Source organism: Actinomadura soli, from assembly GCF_005889715.1.
GTDB lineage: Bacteria > Actinomycetota > Actinomycetes > Streptosporangiales > Streptosporangiaceae > Spirillospora > Spirillospora soli.
Map to the genome: position 1 here is coordinate 1 of NZ_VCKW01000419.1, position 4,666 is coordinate 4,666.

Annotated in this window: 4 protein-coding genes; all 4 read left to right on the forward strand. The window is 71.3% G+C overall.

Going from position 1 to position 4,666, the window contains the following annotated elements:
* A partial coding sequence (locus ETD83_RS39550; protein WP_205718150.1) for a DUF485 domain-containing protein occupies positions 1–463 on the forward strand: 463 nt, incomplete at its 5' end.
* A 6-nt stretch (positions 464–469) separates the two neighbouring features.
* A complete protein-coding gene (locus ETD83_RS39555) occupies positions 470–2,200 on the forward strand; it encodes a sodium/solute symporter (protein ID WP_171064708.1) in 1,731 nt (576 codons plus the stop codon).
* Positions 2,201–2,454: 254 nt separating this feature from the next.
* Entirely contained in the window at positions 2,455–2,808 is a 354-nt protein-coding gene (locus tag ETD83_RS39560) for a DUF485 domain-containing protein (protein ID WP_138650378.1), read from the forward strand.
* Positions 2,805–4,415 (forward strand): solute symporter family protein, encoded by a 1,611-nt coding sequence (locus ETD83_RS39565; protein ID WP_138650380.1) that lies wholly within the window; start codon positions 2,805–2,807, stop codon positions 4,413–4,415. Before ETD83_RS39560 ends, ETD83_RS39565 begins: the two co-directional genes overlap by 4 nt.
* Positions 4,416–4,666: the final 251 nt, after the last annotated feature.

Genomic DNA, 4,666 nt, shown 5'->3' on the forward strand with positions numbered 1-4,666 from the left:
CCCCCCGGCCAAGATCGCGCCGGGACGACCTCCGGTGGGGGGACGACCCCCCGCACCCCCCGGCAAAGGCAGGGTGCTGGTCACGGGCCCGCGGACGCGTACCGTCCGCCGCCCCCGCTACCCGGTCACGCGGGAGATCGACGAGCAGACCGGGCTCGGCGAGGCGTACATGCGCTCGCTGGTCCGCACGCAGCTCCGGCTCGCGATCCGGCTGTGCCTCGTCCTCGCCGCCGTGGTGGCCGGGCTGCCGCTGCTGTTCGCGCTGGTCCCCGAGGTCCGCGAGCAGGAGGTGCTGGGGGCGCCGCTGCCGTGGGTGCTGCTCGGCGGGCTGATCTACCCGTGGTTCGTCGCCTGCGGCTGGTGGTACGTCCGGCAGGCCGAACGCAACGAGGACGACTTCGCCGAACTCGTCGACCGCTCCCTCGCGGACGGGGACCGGGCCGCCCATGAGACCGGAAGGTAGGGAGCCGTGAGCGCCGCGTACGGGATGGCGGGCGTCCTGCTGGTCGTCGTCGCCACCGTCCTCATCGGCGTGCTCGGCGTCCGCATCTCCCGCACGACGTCCGACTTCTACGTCGCGTCCCGGACGGTCACGCCCCTGCGGAACGCGTCCGCGATCGGCGGCGAGTACCTGTCGGCCGCGTCGTTCCTCGGCATCGCGGGCCTGATCCTCGCCTACGGCGCCGACATGCTGTGGCTCCCCGTCGGCTGGACGGGCGGGTACCTGGTGCTGCTCGTCCTGGTGTCGGCGCCGCTGCGCCGCTCCGGCGCGTACACGCTGCCGGACTTCGCCGAGGCGCGGCTCGAGTCCATGGCGGTGCGGCGCGTCGCGAGCGTCCTCGTGGTGCTGATCAGCTGGCTGTACCTGCTGCCGCAGTTCCAGAGCGCCGGGCTCGTGCTGCGGACGGTCACGGGCGCCCCGGTCTGGACGGGCGGCGTCCTCGTCGCGGTCGTCGTCGCCGTGAACGTGTGGGTCGGCGGCATGCGCAGCGTCACGCTGGTCCAGGCGTTCCAGTACTGGATGAAGCTGACCGCGCTCACCGTCCCGCTCGTCTTCCTGCTGCTGGCGTGGCGGTCCGACGGCGCGCCCGGCCTGTCGTCGGAGGCCCCGCCGCGCTTCGACGACCGCACCACCGTGGCGGTCGAGACGGCCGTCACCGTGGACGTCACCACGTCCACCCAGATCGTCGTCGACGGACGGCTCGACGGACGCGCCTACGACCACGTCCCGCTGACCCTGAGCCCCGGACGGCACCACATCGACAAGGACGCGTCCATCACCTTCCCCGCGGGCGCCGACGTCCCGCACGTCAGCGGCGGACCCGTCACCACCGACCGCCAGTGGGCCATGCCCCTCGACGGCCGCGAACACTCCCTCTACGCCACGTACTCGCTGATCCTCGCCACGTTCCTCGGGACGATGGGCCTGCCGCACGTGCTCGTCCGCTTCTACACCAACCCAGACGGACGTGCCGCGCGCCGTACGACCGTCATGGTCTTGTCCCTGCTGGGCGCGTTCTACCTGTTCCCAGCCCTGTACGGGGTCCTCGGACGCCTCTACACCCCCGAACTGCTGATGACCGGACGCGCGGACGCCGTCGTCCTCACCCTCCCCGGACGGCTCATCGGCGGCGTCGGCGGCGACCTGCTCGGCGCGCTGGTGACGGGCGGCGCGGTCGCGGCGTTCCTGTCGACGTCGTCGGGGATCACCGTGTCCGTCGCGGGGGTCCTCGCGCAGGACATTCTGCGCGGCGGGGTCCGCTCGTTCCGCGCCGCGACGCTGCTCGCGCTCGTCGTCCCCCTCGGCCTGGCCATCGCGGCCCGCTCCCTCGCCGTCGCCGACGTCGTCGGGCTCGCGTTCGCGGTCGCCGCGTCCACGTTCTGCCCGCTGCTCGTCCTCGGCGTGTGGTGGCGGCGGCTGACCGTCCCGGGCGCGCTCGCCGGCCTCGTCACGGGCGGCCTGCTCGCGGGCACCGCCGTGATCGTGACGATCGCGGCCGGGCCGCCGGACGGCTTCGTCGGCGCGATGCTCGCCGAGCCCGCCGCCTGGACGGTCCCCATCGCGTTCACCGTCATGATCGCCGTGTCGTGGTGCACGCCGGGACGCGTCCCGCCCGGCACGGCCCGCATGATGGTGCGCCTGCACACCCCCGAGTCGCTCGACGTCGACCGCGGCACCTGGCGACCGAAACGGGTGTGACCGCCCGCGGCGGCCGACACGAGTGCGACCGTCCGCGGCACCCGGCGACCGTGACGGGTGTGACCACAGGGGCGCCCGGCGACCGTGACGGGTGCGACCGTTCGTCGCGCCAAACGGACCGTTCATCGACGCGGCGAGCAGACCAGCGACGATGAGCGGCAGCTGAACGCACCCTCCCGCCGGTCCCCTTCGCCTGCACGGACACTCTCCTTACGGTGGCGCGTGACCGGCGTCACTACAGAGGAGGGGCGGTCGTGTCCGTCGATAAGAGTGCCTCCGGCACCGTCTACGAACGGTTCCAGAGCAGCACGGAGTTCCAGGAACTCCGACGCAGATTCCGCAGATTCGCATTCCCGATGACCGCGGCTTTCCTCAGCTGGTACCTGCTCTACGTCGTCCTGTCCGGGTGGGCGCGCGGCTTCATGGGCACCGAGTTGGTCGGCTCCATCAACGTCGCGCTGGTGTTCGGCCTCCTGCAGTTCGTGTCGACGTTCGTCATCGCCTGGCTGTACGCGCGGCACGCCGACCGCAGCCTCGACCCGCTCGCCGACAAGATCCGCGGCGACATCGAGGCCGAGGCCGCCGGGAAGCCGGAGGACGCCCGATGAGCAACGAGACCCTGTCGATCATCCTGTTCCTCACCTTCGTCGCCGGCACGCTCGCGATCACCGTCTGGGCGAGCCGGAACACCAAGAACGCCACCGACTTCTACGCGGGCGGACGCTCCTTCTCCGGCGTCCAGAACGGCCTGGCGATCGGCGGCGACTACATGTCCGCCGCGTCCTTCCTCGGCATCGCCGGCCTCATCGCGCTGTACGGCTACGACGGGTTCCTGTACTCGATCGGGTTCCTCGTCGCGTGGCTCGTCGCGCTCCTCCTGGTCGCGGAGCTGCTGCGGAACTCGGGCCGGTTCACGATGGCGGACGTGCTGTCGTTCCGGATGAGCCCCCGCCCCGTCCGCACCGCCGCCGGCGTCTCCACCATCGTCGTGTCGATCTTCTACCTGCTGGCGCAGATGGTCGGCGCGGGCGCGCTGGTCTCCCTGCTCTTCGGCTTCACCAGCGATTTCGCGAAGGGCGCCACGATCGCGCTGGTCGGCATCCTGATGATCGTGTACGTGGTGTTCGGCGGCATGAAGGGCACCACCTGGGTGCAGATCGTCAAGGCCGTCCTGCTGATGACCGGCGCGACGCTCATCACGATCCTCGTGCTGAGCGAGTTCGGCTTCAACCTGTCGTCGCTGCTGAACGACGCGGCCGACCAGAGCGGCAAGGGCAAGGACTTCCTCGAACCCGGCCTCCGCTACGGCACCGAGGCCAGCGGCCTGGAGGGCAAGCTCGACCTGATCAGCCTCGGGCTGGCGCTCGTCCTCGGCACCGCCGGGCTGCCGCACATCCTGATCCGCTTCTACACCGTCCCGACCGCCCGCGACGCCCGCAAGTCGGTGCTGTGGGGCATCGGCATCATCGGTTCGTTCTACCTGCTGACCCTCGTCCTCGGCTTCGGCGCCGCCGCCCTCGTCGGCAGCAAGGACATCGCCAAGGAGAACCCGGCCGGCAACACCGCGGCCCCGCAGCTCGCGGAGAAGATCGGCGACATCGTGTTCGGCGACGCGGGGGGCACCATCCTCCTCGCGGTCATCGCCGCGGTCGCGTTCGCGACGATCCTCGCGGTCGTGGCGGGCCTCACCCTCGCCTCGTCGTCGTCCTTCTCGCACGACCTGTACGCCCACGTGTTCCGCAAGGGCAAGGCCACCGAGCGGGAGGAGGTCCGCGTCGCCCGGATCTCCGCGTTCGTCATCGGCGCCGTCGCGATCGTCCTCGGGATCTACGCGCAGCGCCTGAACGTCGCGTTCCTCGTCGCCCTGGCGTTCGCGGTGGCCGCGTCCGGGAACCTGCCCGCGATCCTCTACAGCCTGTTCTGGAAGCGGTTCAACACCGCCGGCGCCGTGTCCGCCATCTACGGCGGCCTCGGCTCCGCGATCTTCTTCGTCACCTTCTCCCCGGTCGTGTCCGGATCCCCGAAGGCCCTGTTCACCGACGTGGACTTCCACTGGTTCCCGCTGGAGAACCCGGGCATCGTCTCCATCCCGATCGGCTTCGTGTGCGGCTGGCTCGGGACGATCCTCAGCAAGGAGTTCAACGCCGAGAAGTACGCCGAGATCGAAGTCCGCTCCCTCACCGGAGCGGGCGCCGAGGGGGCGGCCGAGCACTGACCCGTCGTGCCGCGCGGGCGACCGTCGCCCGGCCCCGCGCGGCCCGCGGTCCCGTCCCCGTACCTCCCGGGACGGGACCGCGCTCCCCACCCGCGTCCCCCTGACGCTCAGCGGACGTCAGGGGGACGCGGCATTTCCTTCCCCGTGACCCGCGGACCGAGAAGGTTCGCGGGCGGTGCCGTTTCGTGCCCTACTTGATGGTGATCGTTTTGGTGGTGCGGGCGGCGGGGGAGCCGGTGCAGTGGGGGGTC